We start from the raw sequence: 14,938 nt of genomic DNA, 5'->3' as shown, positions 1-14,938 counted from the left end.
CCGCGCCGCGCCGCGTTCCGCCGCGCTGCGCTGCCCTACGCCGCGCTGCCCTCCGCCCGCGAGATCGTGAGTTTCGCGTGACTTCGTGACTTTGAAGTCGCGATCTCACGGGGAAAGTCACGAAGTCGCGGGACGGTGGTGGGTAGGGGGGCTGTGGATAGCGGGGCGGAGCAGCCCTGCAGCGGTTGGGTGGGGGTGTGTCCAACTCACCTGCCACCTCACCGCAGCTGCTGCCCGCCGTCACGCTGCCGCCCGTCCATCTTGCGCGCCATGTCCCCGGAGCCACCGCGGCGAAGCTCCTGCGTGACGGGAAGTGGCAGCGGATCCGACGCGGCGCCTACGTCGAGCCCTCGGCGCTCACGGTGTCACCCGGTCGGCATGCCACAGCCACGCGCCGAGCCCTGGCGCGCATCTCCGGCGTCGTGGAGGCGGCACGAGCGCGGGGCGGCGACACTCCGGTCCTCTCGCACGAGTCGGCGGCGTTGCTGTGGGGCCTGCGATTGTGGCGCCTGCCAGAGCAGGTGCACGTCGTCTCGGCGCACAACCCGAGCTCCCGTGCGGCCCCGGACATCGTGCGCCACGTGCTCACCCTGGGCGCCGAGGACGTGACCGAGCGCGGTGGCGTGCGGCTCACCACGCTCGAGCGGACGGTCGTCGACATCGCCCGCGGGCGGCGGGTGCCGCATGGTCTCGTGGTCGCCGACGACGCGCTGCGCCACGGGGCCGACCCCGCGGCGATGGCGGCACTCGTGAATTCGCAGCCGGGGCGTCGCGGTGTCCGTCGTGCTCGCACGGTGCTGACACTGGCCGACGCGCGTGCGGAGTCGCCCTGGGAGACCTTCACTCGCCTGCACGCGCTGGCCGCAGGCCTTCCCGCTCCTGAGCTGCAGATCGTGGTCGCAACGAGGCTCGGTGAGTTCCGCGCCGACATGGGCTGGCGCGACTGGCGCGTGCTGATCGAGTTCGACGGGCTGGTCAAGTACACGGACCTGTCCGGCGGGGATCCGGGACGCGTCGTGTTCGAGGAGAAGCGGCGGCACGACGCGCTCGTCGAAGCAGGGTGGAGGATCCTGCGACTCACCCGCGACGACTTTCGCGACGTCGCAGCGCTGCACCGACGCCTCGTCGCCCTCGTCCCGCCGTCGGTCCGCGACGTGCTGACGCCGCAGCGCCATCTCCTGCTCTGAATGGAGATGCAGGTCGCGTGCCGCGATCCGAACGGGCGCCGCCCGGACCCATGGGCGGGGCTACGGTCCTCACACGAGGGTCAGACCCGCGCTCGCACGCAGTGCATCTGCGGCGGACGCGGCACACGGAGAGCGAGCGCGCTGGTGGCTGGGCAGATCGAGCGAGTGGACGTCGTCGTCGTCGGCGGTGGGGTGATGGGCTCGGCCGCGGCGTGGGCGCTCGCGGGACTCGGTCGCGACGTCGTGCTCTTCGAGCAGTTCGGGCCGGGCCACCTGAACGGCGCGTCGCACGGCGCCTCGCGCATCTACCGGACCGCGTATGCGCAGCCGGAGTACCTCGATCTCGCGCAGGAAGCACTCGGGCTGTGGCGTGCGCTGGAGCGCGAGTCAGGCGCCGACGTGCTTACGCTCACCGGCGGTGTGAGCCACGGTGGGCGGCGCCGCGACGACATCGGCGCGGCGTTCGAGGCCCGCGCTGTCCCGCACGCGTGGCTGTCTCCCGACGAGGCAGCCGAGCGGTGGCCCGGTCTGCGGTTCGAGGGCGTGGTGCTGCACGAGCCGAGCACCGCTGGCCGGCTGCACGCGGACCGTGCGGTTACCGCGTTCCAGCAGGTCGCTCGCGCGCGGGGCGCCGTCGTGCGCCACGAGACGCCCGTGCGCGCGATCAACCCGGTCCCTGGCGGCGTCCGCGTGAGCACCGACGGCGGCGAGCTGCTGGCGGACCGCGTCGTGCTGGCCGCCGGCGCGTGGGTCAACCGGCTGCTCGCAGGCGCACTGGCCGTCGGCGTCGCTCGCGTGGGGGAGGCGCCCCGAGCGTTGGGTGCGGGCCGGGCGCTGCCCGTCGTCGTCACGCAGGAGCAGCCCGCCCACTTCCAGCTCCGCGCCGGCGCTCCGGCGGAGGCGGACTGGCCGACCTTCACGCATGCCCCGACAGCCGACGGATCCGGGCCGCGCCGACCCGCGGACGCCTACGGCATGGCGACGCCAGGCGAGGGGATCAAGGTGGGCTTCCACGGCGTCGGCGTCGTGACGGACCCGGACCGGCGGACCTTCGAGGCCGAGCCCGGTCGCCTCGCCGCGCTCCAGGAGTACGTCGCGCACTGGGTGCCGGGCGTCGACCCCGACGATCTGGAGCCGATCTCCTGCACCTACACGACGACGCCGGACGAGGACTTCGTGCTCGACCGTGCGGGCAGGATCGTGCTCGCGGCAGGGTTCTCGGGACACGGGTTCAAGTTCGCACCGGCGATCGGGCGGGTCCTCGCCGACCTCGCGACCGATGACCCGGACGGCCCGGTCGGCGCGGCAGCCGGCCGGTTCGCGCTGTCCCGCTTCGCACGCTGAGCCTGCGACGCACGATCGGCGGGCACGGCGCTCCGGAGCCGTCAGGGTCCGTGACTTCGCGACTTTGTCGCGAGATCGCGACTTCTATGTCGCGAAGTGGAGGGTGAAGTCACGAAGTCGCGGGCTTCGGGGCAGGCAGGGGTGGGGCTGCGGGCCGGGTCGGGGCGGGCGGGGTCGGGGCGGGCGGGGTCGGACTGGGCGGGGCGGCGGGGGGAGGCGGTGCTTCACAGCGGCTGGCGGCGGCGTGTGAGCAGTTCGTTACGGGCGATTTACTCCTGCCGCGTCCCGCGGAAACACCGCGGCTGAAGACTCCTTCCACGTCCCCGACACCGGAAGGAGCACCGACGTGACCGCTCCCGCACCCGTCACCGCACCCGTCACCGCCCCCGCCTCAGCGCCCGACGACGCCACGCTCGCACCGTCTGCTTCCGGGACCAGGCCGCCCGCAGCCCCACGACTGACCCGCCGCCCCGGCGGCTGGATCGACGGCTGGGACCCCGAGGACCCTGCGTACTGGCAGCACGTCGGCCGGAAGGTCGCGCGGCGCAACCTCGGCGGGTCGGTCTACGCCGAGCTGATCGGGTTCTGCGTGTGGGCCCTGTGGAGCGTCGTCGTCCCGCAGCTTCCCGGCGCCGGGTTCGCCCTGACGGTCGACCAGCAGTTCTGGTTGATCGCCGTGCCGAGCCTCGTGGGCGCGTTCATGCGCGTCCCGTACACGTTCGCGGTCCCGGTGTTCGGTGGCCGCAACTGGACGATCATCTCCGCGCTCCTGCTGCTCATCCCCGCCGCCAGCCTGGCGTGGGTGGTCCAGCGACCCGAGACCTCGTTCGCGGTCCTCCTCGCGATCGCCGGCCTCGCCGGCTTCGGCGGCGGCAACTTCGCGTCCTCGATGACGAACATCAGCTTCTTCTACCCCGAGCGAGAGAAGGGCAAGGCGCTGGGCCTGAACGCGGCTGGCGGCAACCTCGGCACCGGGCTCGTCCAGCTCGCCGTGCCGCTCGTCATCACCGCGGGCGCCGGGGTGCACCTCGAGCGCGCGGGCCTGGTGTTCATCCCGCTGGCCCTGCTCGGCGCGCTGATCGCCTGGCGCTGGATGGACAACCTCGCAGGCGTCGCCTCCGACCCGCAGAGCTTCGCCGCCGCCGGCCGCAACCCGCACACCTGGCTGATCTCGGTCCTGTACATCGGCACGTTCGGCTCGTTCATCGGCTACGCCGGCGCGCTGCCCACGCTGCTGAAGACCCAGTTCCCGGAGGTCGGTCTCTCGGTCGCGTTCCTCGGTGCCCTGGTCGGCGCGCTCTCCCGTCCCGTGGGCGGGATCCTCGCGGACCGCGTCGGTGGCGCGCGCCTGACGATCGTGTGCTTCGGGGTGCTGGCCCTCGGCGCGCTCGGCGCGGTCCTCGGGCTGCAGCAGCACTCGTTCGGCCTGTTCTTCGGCTCGTTCCTGCTGCTGTTCGTCGCGTCCGGCGTCGGCAACGGCTCGACCTACCGGATGATCCCCGCGATCTTCCGCGCCGGCGTCGTACCCGACGGCCTGGGGCGCGCCCGGCAGGCCGCGGCGGGATGCCTCGGCATCGCGGGCGCCGTCGGCGCGCTGGGCGGGTTCCTGGTTCCCCGCGGCTTCGCGCTCTCGACGTCGGTCGCCGGCTCGCTGATCCCCGCCCTCGTCCTGTTCGCGGGCGTCTACGTGGCAATGGCCGCCGCGACGTGGACGGTGTACGTGCGGCGCAGCTCGGCGTTCGCCGCCGAGGGCGTCTGACCATGACAGCCACGCACTGCCCCTACTGCGCGCTGCAGTGCGGCATGCGCCTGGACCTCGCCGCGGCGGCGCCCGCCGCACCGGGACCCGCCGCAGGGCCGACGGCGGTGCTCGCCTCAGCACGTACCCTCCCGGTCACCGTGAGCGGCCGAGCGTTCCCGACGAACCGGGGCGGGCTGTGCCAGAAGGGCTGGACGTCGGCGTCGGTGCTGGTGGCCCCCGATCGCCTCACGACCCCGCTCGTCCGGGGCGCCGACGGCGCGCTGCACCCCGCGGGCTGGACCGAGACCCTCGACCACCTGGCCGAGCGCCTGCGCGCGATCCGCAACGAGCACGGGGCCGACGCCGTCGCGGTGTTCGGTGGCGGCGGCCTCACCAACGAGAAGGCCTACCAGCTGGGCAAGTTCGCGCGGCTCGCGCTGGGCACCGCGAACATCGACTACAACGGCCGCTTCTGCATGTCGTCCGCCGCCGCCGCCGCGAACCGCAGCCTGGGGCTCGACCGCGGCCTGCCGTTCCCGGTCACGGACCTCGACGGCGCGCAGGCCGTCCTGCTCGTCGGCTCGAACCCGGCGGAGACGATGCCGCCGTTCGTCGCCCACCTCGCCGGCGCCCGTGCGCGCGGGGGACTCGTCGTCGTCGACCCGCGACGGTCCGCGACCGCCGAGCTCGCCGCCGACGGCGCAGGCGTGCACCTCCAGCCCACGGCCGGCACCGACCTGGCGCTCCTGCTCGGCCTCGCCCACGTCGTCGTCGCCGAGGGCCTGTCCGACGACGACTACCTCGCCGCGCGCACCTCCGGCCTCGAGCGGATGCGCGGCTTCCTGGCCGCATGGTGGCCCGAGCGGACCGAGCAGGTCACCGGCGTCCCGGCCGCGGAGATCCGCCGCGTCGCGCGGCTGCTGGCGGACGCGAGCCCGGCGCGCCGCGGGGGCGGGGCGTACATCCTCACGGGGCGCGGTCTCGAGCAGTCGCGCCAGGGCACCGACGGCGCGACGGCCGCGATCAACCTCGCGCTGCTCCTGGGGCTCGTGGGCCGCGTCGGCTCCGGGTACGGGACGCTCACGGGCCAGGGCAACGGCCAGGGCGGGCGCGAGCACGGCCAGAAGGCCGACCAGCTCCCCGGGTACCGCTCGATCACCGATCCGACCGCCCGCACGCACGTTGCCGGGGTCTGGGGGGTCGACCCCGCCTCGATCCCCGGGCCGGGCAAACCCGCCGTCGAGCTCTTGGACTCCCTCGGCCGCGCGGACGGCCCTCGTGCGCTGCTCGTGCACGGCTCCAACATCCTCGTCTCCGCCCCCGACGCCCGCGCGGTCCGCGATCGCCTCGCCGCCCTCGACCTGCTCGTCGTCAGCGACGTCGTGCTCTCCGAGACCGCCGCGAGCGCCGACGTCGTGCTGCCCGTCCTGCAGTGGGCGGAGGAGGAAGGGACCATGACGAGCCTCGAGGGCCGGGTGCTGCGACGTCGTCGGGCGCTCGACGGGCCGGCCGGGGCGCGCTCTGAGCTGTGGGTGATGGCGGAGCTCGCCCGCCGGCTCGAGGCCCCGGGGACGTGGTCGACGGACCCGGCGGTCGTGTTCGACGAGCTCGCCCGAGCCAGCGCCGGCGGACGGGCCGACTATGCGGGCCTGTCGCACGCGCGCCTCGACGCCCACGAGGCCGCGACCGACGGCGCCGACGACGCTGGCCTGTTCTGGCCCGTCCCGTCGCCTGAGCACCCCGGGACGCCCCGGGTGTTCCTCGACGGCTTCCCGACGGCGGACGGCCGGGCGCGCCTCGTGTCCGTCGACCACCGCGGCCCGGTGGACGTGCTCGACGCCGACCACCCCGTGCACCTCGTGACCGGGCGCGTGCTGCAGCAGTACCAGTCGGGCGCCCAGACCCGACGCGTCCCGGAGCTCGCCGCCGCCGCGCCCGAGGCCTACGTCGAGATCCACCCCCTGCTCGCCGACCTCTACGGCGTCGACGAGGGCGACACCGTCCGCCTCACGTCCCGCCGCGGGACGGCACTCGCGCAAGCGCGGCTCACGCGCAGCGCCCGGCCCGACACGGTGTTCATGCCGTTCCACTGGCCCGGTGCCGGCAGCGTCAACCGGCTCACGACGAGCGCGACCGACCCCGTCTCCGGGATGCCCGAGTTCAAGGTCGCGACCGTGCGGATCGAGGTGGTCGGCCCCGCCGAGCTGGACGCGGAGCGGGCGCTCGCGGACGCGCACACCGCACGCGAGCTCGCCGGGGGTGCGGCATGAGGGTCGTCGTGGTCGGGAACGGGATGGTGGGCTCGCGGCTGGTCGAGGAGCTGTGCGCCCGGAGCGCGGCGGGGCCCGCCGGTGCGCACGCGCTGGACGTGACCGTCCTGGGCGCAGAGGACTGCCAGCCGTACAACCGGGTGCTGCTGTCCGAGGTCGTCGCCGGCGCGTACGACGTCGCGTCGATCGGCCTGCCGCCCGTCGTCGACCCGCGGATCGGCCTGTGGCCCGGCCTCGCGGCCGTCGCCGTGGACCGGGACGCGAAGCTCGTCACCGACTCCGCGGGCGGGCGGCACCGCTACGACGTGCTCGTCCTCGCGACCGGCGCGACCGCCCGCGTGCCCGACCTGCCCGGGATCCGCCGCGGTGACGGTCTCCTGCCCGGCGTGCACGTGCTGCGGACGATCGACGACGCGCGGGAGATCGTCGCCGCGACGGTCAACGCGCGCCGGTCGGTGGTGCTGGGCGGGGGAGTGCTCGGCGTGGAGGTGGCCGTGGGTCTCGCGCGGCGGGCTGCGGAGGGCCGGCGCGGCGCACGCGGCACCGTCGACCTGGTGCACCCGCGCGGGCTCATGAACGCCCAGCTCGACGCGGGCGCCGGGGAGGTCGCGGCCCAGGCGCTCGGCGGGCTCGGGGTGACGGTCCGCACGGGTGTCGGCGCCGCCGAAGTGCTCGTCGCCGGCGGGCGCCTGGCGGGCGTGCGCCTCGACGACACCGCGACCCTGCCCGCGGACCTGCTCGTCCTCGCGATCGGCGCGGCGCCGGAGACCCGGCTCGCCCGCGACGCCGGGTTGCCGGTCGACCACGGCGTCGTCGTCGGGCACGACCTCGCGAGCGTCGCCGACGGTGACGTCTACGCCGTCGGCGACTGTGCGCAGCCCCCGGAAGGGGTGCGCGGCCTGATCGCACCCGGGTGGGACCAGGCGCGCCGGCTCGCCGTGGCGCTCGTGGCCAGGGCCGAGGGCCGGGCGATCGTGCCCGACGGCGAGCCGCACCTCGGGAGCGCCGGTGCGGGAGGCGACCACGACTCCTGCGCGGGGACCGTCGGGGAGGGCGGCAACGACGTCGTGCGCGTGAAGGGGCGCGGCGTCGACATCGTGACGATGGGCATCTCCGGGACGCAGCGTCCGCCGCGCTGCGACGCCCACCCCCGGCGGACCGTGCGGCTCTCCGACCCGGACGAGGGCCGGCACGTCGAGGTCGTCGTCCAGGGCGGGCGGGTCGTCGGGGCGACGTGCGTGGGCAGCGGCGCGGTCGCGGCCGACGTCGTCGCCGCCTACACCCGCGGGACCCTCGTGCCGCGCGACCCCGCGCAGCTCCTGGTCCGCGCCGTGGGGCCGGTCGCGGCCACGGGGGCGGAGTCGCCCGTGCGGATCCCGGACCGCGCGACCATCTGCCGCTGCAACGGCGTCACCAAGGGCGACCTGGTCGAGTCCTGGGCCGACGGCGCCCGCACGCTCGACGACGTCGCTCGCGCCACCCGTGCGACGACGGGGTGCGGCGGCTGCACCGAGCCGGTCTGCGGCATCCTCGACTGGCTCCGCGAGTCCGACCCGGCCCAGCCGGCCCCGACGCCGGAGCCTGCAACGGCGCGGACCCCGGATCCCCGGCAGGCCCCGCCCCCCACGTCGCCGAGTCCGATAGCTGGGTCCCGAGCCAGATAGGCCCTCCTGTCGCACGCGGGGCCGGGCTATCGGACTCGGCGGGCTGTCGGGATCGGGGCGGGCTGTCGGGATCGGCGGGCTAGGTTGGGCGGGCGACGGGTGGCGCCCTCCACCGCGTGTCGCCGTGCGCTCGTCGTCCACAACGAAGCCCGGGCCGCTGGCATGGCGGAGACTGCCATGACGTGATCGTGGGATGAGTCCCGTTGCCGCACTCGCCTCGTCCCTCTCGGCTCGCGCCACTCCGCGCGGCGTCCTGCCGCGCGTGCACCTGGCCGCCCGAAGTCCACGCAAGCACGTCGCGGCTCAGGTGCGGTCCGGTGCCTGGGTTCGAGTCCGGCCGGGAGCCTTCGTCGAGCGGACGTACTTGCACGGTGCCGTTGGTGGCACGCCGCCTCCTCGCGCCGTCGTGGGCCACCGGACGGCGCTCGCGCACGTCGCCGCGGTCATCGCGCAGTCGCGGAGCTGGCAGGCCCGGGGTGCGTCCGAGGATCTCGTCCTGAGCCACGAGTCGGCCGCGCTCGTCTGGGGGCTGCCGGTGTGGCGGACACCGCGGGTGACCCATCTCAATGTCAGCCACAGCAGATCTGCGCTCGCGGCCACCGACGTCGTGCGGCACGTGCGGACGATCGCACCCACGTCGCTTATCGACATGGGTGGGTTCTGGATCACCGACCTTGAGCAGACCGTCCTGGACGTGGCATGCAGCAGGCCAGCGGCCGACGGGCTCGTCGTCGCGGATGCCGCGCTGCGGGCGGGCGCAGACGCCGAGGAGCTCCGTCGGCTCGTCGCCAGCGCGGCGGGGCGCCGGGGTGTCGTGCGGGCCCGCGAGCTCGTGGAGCTGGCCGACGGCGGAGCGGAGAGCGCGTGGGAGTCGTTCACCCGGCTGCACGCGTTGGCTTACGGGCTTCCGGCGCCGACGACGCAGCTGGCGATCGCGTCGCGGATGGGAGACTTCCGCGCTGACGTGGGATGGGAAGAGCTGCGCTTGCTCCTCGAGTTCGATGGTCTGGTGAAGTACACGGCGCTCGCGGGCGGCGATCCTGGGCGGGTGGTGTTCGAGGAGAAGCGCCGCGAGGACGCGATCGTGGAGCTCGGGTGGCACCTGCTCCGGCTGACTCGCGACGACTTCCACCCGGTCGATGCCCTGTTCGACCGCTTCGACCGCGCGCTCACCGCTGCGGCCCGTCGAACGCTGACGCCCCGCCCCCACCTGCTCGCCCCCGGCCCCCCCACCACCCGTCGAATCGGATAGTTCGGTCCCGAGCCCGACAGTGCCTCCTATCGCACTCGGGGCCGAACTATCGGACTCGCGTGCGCGGTGGGGCTGCGCGGGAGCCGCGTCCGGTGGCATCCGCAGCGCCGCTCACACGGGCGGTGCCGGGTCTGTGAGGAGAGGTTTACGCCCGGGTAACAGCGCGGGCGCTCGGCAGAAATCGGACGCGCCTAGCGTCGTCGGCATGGACCAGACGACTCCCGAGACCCCGGGCACCACCCCCTCGACCAGCGCTCCGCGCCGCGTCGTCGTCGTGGGCGGCGGCATGGTCGCCCAGCGGTTCGTCGAGGCCCTGCGGGACCGCGACACCGCCGGCGCCCACCACGTGACCGTCCTCGCTGAGGAGCCCCGAGCGCCGTACGACCGCGTCGCGCTCACGTCGTTCTTCTCCGGCCGCGACATCAACGACCTCGCCCTGGGTGACGCAACCCTGTGGGACGACCCGCTGGTGCACCTGGTCCGCGGGGACGCCGCGACGTCGATCGACCGGACCGCCCAGGTCGTCACCACGGCCTCGGGGCGCACCTACGCCTACGACGAGCTGGTCCTTGCGACCGGCTCCGACGCCGCCGTCCCGCCCATCGAGGGCGCGGACCTCCCGGGCGTCTTCGTCTACCGGACCATCGACGACGTCGTCGCCCTGCGCGGGTGGGTCGAGGAGCAGGGCCGACGCTGGACCCGCCCGGTCCGCGGGGCCGTGATCGGCGGCGGCCTGCTCGGGCTCGAGGCGGCGGGCGCCCTGCACGCCCTCGGCGCCCAGGCGACCGTCATCCAGTTCACCTCGCACCTGATGAGCGCGCAGGTCGACCTCGGCGGCGGCCAGGCGCTCAAGCGACTCATCAACGACCTCGGGGTCGCGGTCCGCTGCGACACGGCGACCTCGCGGATGCGCCCCTCGCGCCGCACGGGCGCCGTCGGACGCCTCGACTTCGCCGACGGCGGGCGGCTCGACGTCGACGTCGTCGTCCTGGCGACGGGCGTACGGCCGCGCGACGAGCTCGGCCGTGCGATGGAGCTCGAGATCGGCCCGCGCGGCGGCGTTGTCGTCGACGACGCGTGCCGGACCGGCGTCCCCGGCATCTGGGCGATCGGCGAGGTCGCGTGCATCGGCGGTGCCTGCCTGGGCCTCGTGGCGCCCGGCTACGCGATGGCGGAGATCGTCGTCGACCGCCTCCTTGGCGGCGCCGCGACCTTCCCCGGCGCGGACACGGCGACCAAGCTCAAGCTCGCCGGCGTCGACGTCGCCTCCTGGGGCGACGCGTTCGCGACGACGCCGGGCGCGATGGAGGTTGTCTGGGCGGACCCCGTCGGCGGCGTCTACAAGAAGCTCGTCCTCGCCGACGACGGCACGACCCTCCTGGGCGGCGTGCTCGTCGGCGACGCATCGGCGTACGCGAGCCTGCGGCCCATGGTCGGACGCGTCCTCCCTGGGGACCCCGCGGCGTTCCTGCTCCCCGAGGGCGGCGGACCGCGCGCGGACCTCGAGCTGCCCGACGACGCCGGCGTGTGCTCGTGCAACAACGTCTCCGCCGGGACGGTGCGCGGCGCCGTCCGCGACCACGGCTGCACGGACCTCGCGGGCGTCAAGGCCTGCACCAAGGCCGGAACGAGCTGCGGGTCCTGCCTCCCGCTGGTGAAGAAGCTCATGACCACCGAGCTCGAGCAGGCGGGCATCGAGGTCTCGAACGCCCTGTGCGAGCACTTCGACCTGTCCCGCGTGCAGCTGTACGACGCCGTCCGGGCCGCCGGGCTGACCACGTTCAGCGAGGTCGTGGCCAGGTTCGCGACGGACGCCGCCGGGCGCGGCTGCGACCTGTGCAAGCCGGCGATCGCGTCGATGCTGTCCGCCGTCGCTCCGGCCCACGTCCTCGAGGGCGAGCGGGCGACCCTGCAGGACACCAACGACCACGTCATGGCCAACATGCAGAAGGACGGCACGTACTCCGTGGTGCCGCGCATCCCCGGAGGGGAGGTCACCCCCGACGGGCTGCTCGCGATCGGGCAGGTTGCCAAGGACTTCGGGCTCTACACGAAGATCACCGGCGGGCAGCGGATCGACATGTTCGGGGCGCGCATCGACCAGCTGCCGGCGATCTGGCAGCGCCTGGTCGACGCGGGCTTCGAGTCCGGGCACGCGTACGGCAAGTCGCTGCGCACCGTGAAGTCGTGCGTCGGCTCGACCTGGTGCCGGTTCGGGGTGCAGGACGCGGTGGGCCTCGCCGTCGACCTCGAGCTGCGCTACCGAGGCCTGCGCTCGCCGCACAAGATCAAGCTGGGCGTGTCCGGCTGCGCCCGCGAGTGCGCCGAGGCCCGCGGCAAGGACGTCGGCGTCATCGCGACCGACCAGGGCTGGAACGTGTACGTCGGCGGGAACGGCGGCTTCACGCCGCGGCACGCGGTGCTGCTCGCCGAGGACCTGTCGACCGAGGACCTCGTCCGCACGATCGACCGCTTCCTCATGTACTACGTCCGCACAGCCGACCGCCTGCAGCGCACCGCGGCGTGGGTTGCCGACTACGAGGGCGGCGTCGACGCGATCCGCCAGGTGGTGCTCGAGGACTCTCTCGGCATCGGGGCGGACCTCGACGCGGCCATGGCCCAGCACCTCGAGAACTACGAGGACGAGTGGGCGGCGACGCTCGCCGATCCCGCGAAGCTCGCGCACTTCCGCAGCTTCGTGAACGCGCCCGACCAGCACGACGACACCCTCGCGTACGTCGCGGAGCGCGGCCAGGCGCGTCCAGCCACGCCGGCCGAACGCTCCGGCCCCGTCCTCGTCGCGGGCACCACCCTGGAGGTACGGGCATGACCACCGTGACACCCGCCCCCGCCACGGAGCCGACGACGTCGCTCCCGGCCGCAGACACGTCGCCGACGGTGTGGGTCGCCGTCTGCGCGCTGACCGACCTCGCGGTCGAGCGCGGCGCCGCGGCCCTCGTCGACGGCGAGCAGGTGGCGCTGTTCCGCCTGTTCGACGACACCGTCCGCGCCGTGCAGCAGCACGAGCCGTACACGCAGGCCATGGTCATGTCCCGCGGGATCGTCGGCACCCGCCGCGGCGTCCCCGTGATCGTGTCACCCCTCTACAAGCAGGTGTTCGACCTGCGCACCGGGGAGTGCCTCGACACCACGAAGGGTGACCCCGTCGCCCTGGTGACCTGGCCGGTGCAGGTGCGCGACGGCGTCGTCCACCTTGCGCGACCCGCCACGGCATCGGGGGCGGCGTGATCGGGGGCGGCGTGACCGGGCGGGTGGTGCTCGTCGGCGGCGGGCCGGGGGCGGTGGACCTGCTGACGGTCCGCGGCCTGCGCGCGCTGCAGGATGCCGACGTCGTCGTCGCCGACCGCCTCGGACCGGCGGCGAACCTGGACCTGCCTGCGCGCGTCCGGGTGATCGACGTCGGGAAGCGCCCGGGTGCGCACTCGGCGACGCAGGCCGAGATCAACGCGATCCTCGTGCGGGAGGCGCTCGCGGGGAACCGGGTGGCGCGGCTCAAGGGCGGCGACTGCTTCCTGTTCGGGCGTGGCGGCGAGGAGATCGCGGCCTGCCGGGCGCACGGGATCGACGTCGAGGTGATCCCCGGCGTCTCAAGCGTGCTCGCCGCGCCCGCCGCCGCGCACGTGCCGGTCACGCACCGGGGAACGTCGTCGTCGGTGCTCGTGGTGCACGGCCACGACCCGCTCTCCACGCTCGCGGTCACGGCCGTGGTCACGCAGGCCGCGACCGTCGTCGTGCTCATGGGCGTGGCGCGGCTCGCCGACCACGTGGCGACGCTGCTCGACGCCGGGGCGCGGGCGGACCTGCCGGTCGTCGTCACGGAGCACGCAAGCACGGCGGCCGAGCGGGTCACTCGCGCGCCGCTCGACCAGCTCCTCGCGACCTGCGCGGCGGTCGGCGTCCGTTCCCCGGCGGTGATCGTGCTCGGTGACGTGGCCGACCCGGACCTGCTGGGCGTGGACACGTACGCTCATCCCGTGGACACCCTGGCCCCCGCCCCCCTCGTCTGGGCATGACCGCCGCCCCCGAGATCGCGGCAGCGCCGGGCCTCGAGCAGGTCCTGGCCGGGTGCGTCGTGCTCATCACCGCGGACCGCCGCTCGGCCGAGCTCAGCGCCGCCCTCGAGCGCCGGGGCGCGACCATCCGGCACGCCCCGGCGATGCGGATCGTCCCGCACGAGAAGGACGCGGAGCTCGCCGCCGTCACGCGGGCCCTGATCGCCGACCCGCCGGCCATCGTCGTCGCCACGACCGGCATCGGGTTCCGCGCGTGGATCGAGGCCGCCGACACCGCCGGAGTGGCCGACGAGCTGCACGCGGTGCTCGAGCAGGCACGGATCATCGCGCGCGGCCCCAAGGCCCGCGGCGCCATCCAGGCCGCCGGGCTCACCGCTGACTGGGTCGCCGAGTCCGAGACCAGCGCCGAGATCCTCGACCTGCTGCTGACCGAGGGCGTCGCGGGCCAGCGCATCGCCATCCAGCTGCACGGGGCCGGTGCGGACAACCTCGACGTCGAGCTCGCCGCCGCGGGCGCCGACGTCCAGACGTTGACGGTGTACCGCTGGGGCCCACCCGTGGACCCGCAGGCCGTGCAGGACACGGTGCGAGCCACGGCGGCCGGCGAGGTCGACGCCGTCGTGTTCACGTCCGCGCCCGGCGCCTACGCCTGGTTCGAGGCCGTCGACCGTGAGGGCGTCACCGACCAGGTGCTCGCCCGGTTCGCCGACGCGTCGCTCGTGGCCGCCGCCGTCGGGCCCGTGACGGCGCGCCCGCTCCTCGAGCGCGGCGTCGACCCGGTGATGCCTGAGCGCTCGCGACTGGGCGCGCTCGTCCGGGCGCTGGTCAGCCACTACGAGCACGACCGCACGACCGAGCTGATGACCGTGGCCGGCCGTCTCCAGGTGCGCTCGCGCGCGGCGATGCTCGACGGGCATGTCCTGAGGCTCTCGCCCACCGGGCTCGAGGTGCTGCGGGTCCTCGCGGGTCGGGCCGGGGACGTGGTGTCGCGCCAGGAGCTGCTCGACGCGCTGCCCGGGTGCTCGCTCGACCCGCACGCCGTGGAGGTCGCGGTCGCCCGCCTGCGCGAGGCCGCCGGCCAGCAGGGACCGCAGGCGCGCCAGCTGGTGCAGACGGTCGTCAAGCGCGGCTACCGCCTGGCGGTCCAGCCGGCCTGACCCGGCTGCCTCACTGACCCGCCCCCGCCCGCCGGCTCTCGCCACCCGGCTAGCCCGCGACTTCGTCACTTCGAGCGTGACTTCGTCAGCTTGAACCCACGAAGTCGCGCTCAAACTGACGAAGTCGCGGAGGGGCGGGTGCCGGGCGGAGGCGCCGGGGCGAGCAGCCGACCCGCGCGTCCGGCGAGCGGACGGCGCGGCCGGATCGTGAGATGGGACGTCGGTCCTAGGGCTTCCGTGCCAGCCTCGATGACGATCGAAGCGGTGCCAGCCGGGCACCCGCACGGAA

At 74.6% G+C, this 14,938-nt stretch carries 10 protein-coding genes; all 10 read left to right on the top strand.

What is annotated here, in order from left to right; all coding sequences use genetic code 11:
- Positions 1 to 197 precede the first annotated feature (197 nt).
- The gene (locus tag BMZ30_RS10645; protein WP_093378383.1) at positions 198 to 1,187 is read left to right on the top strand and encodes a hypothetical protein; all 990 of its coding nucleotides are present in this window, start codon (positions 198 to 200) and stop codon (positions 1,185 to 1,187) included.
- 144 nt (positions 1,188 to 1,331) lie between these two features.
- Positions 1,332 to 2,531 carry an FAD-dependent oxidoreductase gene (locus BMZ30_RS10640; protein WP_268248168.1) on the top strand — a complete coding sequence of 400 codons (1,200 nt, stop codon included), beginning with the start codon at positions 1,332 to 1,334 and terminating at the stop codon, positions 2,529 to 2,531.
- A 346-nt stretch (positions 2,532 to 2,877) separates the two neighbouring features.
- A complete protein-coding gene (locus BMZ30_RS10630; protein WP_093378377.1) occupies positions 2,878 to 4,290 on the top strand; it encodes an MFS transporter in 1,413 nt (470 codons plus the stop codon).
- Positions 4,291 to 4,292: 2 nt separating this feature from the next.
- On the top strand, positions 4,293 to 6,542 hold the full coding sequence (locus tag BMZ30_RS10625) for a molybdopterin oxidoreductase family protein (RefSeq protein WP_093378375.1): 2,250 nt from the start codon (positions 4,293 to 4,295) through the stop codon (positions 6,540 to 6,542).
- On the top strand, positions 6,539 to 8,206 hold the full coding sequence (locus BMZ30_RS10620; RefSeq protein ID WP_093378373.1) for an FAD-dependent oxidoreductase: 1,668 nt from the start codon (positions 6,539 to 6,541) through the stop codon (positions 8,204 to 8,206). Before BMZ30_RS10625 ends, BMZ30_RS10620 begins: the two co-directional genes overlap by 4 nt.
- Positions 8,207 to 8,399: 193 nt before the next feature.
- On the top strand, positions 8,400 to 9,458 hold the full coding sequence (locus BMZ30_RS10615; RefSeq protein WP_143073183.1) for a hypothetical protein: 1,059 nt from the start codon (positions 8,400 to 8,402) through the stop codon (positions 9,456 to 9,458).
- A gap of 205 nt (positions 9,459 to 9,663) precedes the next feature.
- Positions 9,664 to 12,288, top strand: a complete 2,625-nt coding sequence (gene nirB / locus BMZ30_RS10610) for a nitrite reductase large subunit NirB (RefSeq protein WP_093378369.1) — start codon at positions 9,664 to 9,666, stop codon at positions 12,286 to 12,288.
- Positions 12,285 to 12,707: a nitrite reductase small subunit NirD gene (nirD, locus tag BMZ30_RS10605; protein WP_093378366.1), complete on the top strand. Its 423-nt coding sequence runs from the start codon at positions 12,285 to 12,287 to the stop codon at positions 12,705 to 12,707. The genes nirB and nirD overlap by 4 nt, the downstream gene beginning before the upstream one ends.
- Positions 12,708 to 12,718: 11 nt before the next feature.
- Entirely contained in the window at positions 12,719 to 13,492 is a 774-nt protein-coding gene (gene cobA, locus BMZ30_RS10600) for a uroporphyrinogen-III C-methyltransferase (protein WP_093378644.1), read from the top strand.
- The gene (locus tag BMZ30_RS10595) at positions 13,489 to 14,649 is read left to right on the top strand and encodes a uroporphyrinogen-III synthase (RefSeq protein WP_093378364.1); all 1,161 of its coding nucleotides are present in this window, start codon (positions 13,489 to 13,491) and stop codon (positions 14,647 to 14,649) included. The genes cobA and BMZ30_RS10595 overlap by 4 nt, the downstream gene beginning before the upstream one ends.
- Positions 14,650 to 14,938 lie beyond the last annotated feature (289 nt).

The sequence above is a fragment of the Flavimobilis marinus genome, from assembly GCF_900113055.1.
GTDB classification, from domain to species: domain Bacteria; phylum Actinomycetota; class Actinomycetes; order Actinomycetales; family Cellulomonadaceae; genus Flavimobilis; species Flavimobilis marinus.
This window is presented reverse-complemented; position numbering and strand designations above follow the sequence as displayed.

Bases quoted from the DNA above. Each gene is read 5' to 3' on its own strand.
- BMZ30_RS10625 (WP_093378375.1), top strand. From the start codon at position 4,293: ATGACAGCCACGCACTGCCCCTACTGCGCGCTGCAGTGCGGCATGCGC.
- BMZ30_RS10620 (WP_093378373.1), top strand. From the start codon at position 6,539: ATGAGGGTCGTCGTGGTCGGGAACGGGATGGTGGGCTCGCGGCTGGTC.
- BMZ30_RS10615 (WP_143073183.1), top strand. From the start codon at position 8,400: ATGAGTCCCGTTGCCGCACTCGCCTCGTCCCTCTCGGCTCGCGCCACT.
- nirB (WP_093378369.1), top strand. From the start codon at position 9,664: ATGGACCAGACGACTCCCGAGACCCCGGGCACCACCCCCTCGACCAGC.
- nirD (WP_093378366.1), top strand. From the start codon at position 12,285: ATGACCACCGTGACACCCGCCCCCGCCACGGAGCCGACGACGTCGCTC.
- BMZ30_RS10595 (WP_093378364.1), top strand. From the start codon at position 13,489: ATGACCGCCGCCCCCGAGATCGCGGCAGCGCCGGGCCTCGAGCAGGTC.